This is a genomic window from Aeromicrobium sp. PFPM2_SD2, assembly GCF_057364525.1.
In genome coordinates this window covers 1-693 of sequence record NZ_JBNFNZ010000741.1, presented here as the reverse complement: position 1 = coordinate 693, position 693 = coordinate 1, and the positions used below count along the sequence as shown (strand labels likewise).

The 693-nt window shown below is 77.5% G+C and carries 1 protein-coding gene and 1 pseudogene; both read right to left on the bottom strand.

Annotated elements, in window-relative coordinates; translation table 11 throughout:
- A partial coding sequence (locus AC2W7G_RS17830) for a hypothetical protein (protein WP_485869604.1) occupies nucleotides 1–266 on the bottom strand: 266 nt, incomplete at its 3' end.
- A 22-nt stretch (nucleotides 267–288) separates the two neighbouring features.
- A pseudogene (locus AC2W7G_RS17825) lies at nucleotides 289–537 on the bottom strand (Lhr family ATP-dependent helicase); the annotation flags it as partial.
- Nucleotides 538–693 lie beyond the last annotated feature (156 nt).

The following is a 693-nucleotide window of genomic DNA, read 5'->3' as shown; positions in this document are numbered from 1 at the left end:
GCCGCCGACGTAGGTGCGCAGCGGGGCCAGGGTGTCGTTGGCTGACCCGCCCGGCCCCACACCAGGGCCCCAGAGGGCGTCCTCGACCTGGGCGTCGTGACCGGCTCCTGGCTGAGCGCCGCGACGTCGTCGGCCAGCCGGCGGAAGAAGTGGCCGCCGCCGTCGCCCAGCGCCTGCAGCAGGAGCTGCTGCAGGGCGTCCGGCTCGTGCGCGGTCTCGTGCGGCAGGACGAGGTCGGCCGGGTGCAGGCGCACCCAGCCCGTCACGGCCCGGCAAGCGTGCCCCGCCCCCGCTCCAGACCGACCTCGCCGCCGCTGTGAGCTCGTCGAGCATGGCGGGGGAGTAGTCCGCGACCCGGCTGGGCAGCACCACCGACTCCCACGCGGACGCGGGCAGCGGCAGGCCGGCGAGCTGGTCGACCACGGCCAACACGCCGTCGACGCCGCGCAGCGACCGGTCGGCCGACTGCCACGAGACCAGGAAGCGGGCGAAGGTGGCGGTGTCGACCGGCTCGACCTGCTGGCGGGCCGCGGCCAGGGACCGCGACCGCAGCGGCGCAGCACGTCGGGGGGAGACCCACTCGGTGCCCGTCGACGCGGGCCGGAAACTTCGCCCCTCGACGAGGCGTCCGTCACGGGGCCAGCCGGCGGAGCTGGCGCGGGCGACGGCCTCGCCCCAGCCCCAGGCGGGGCC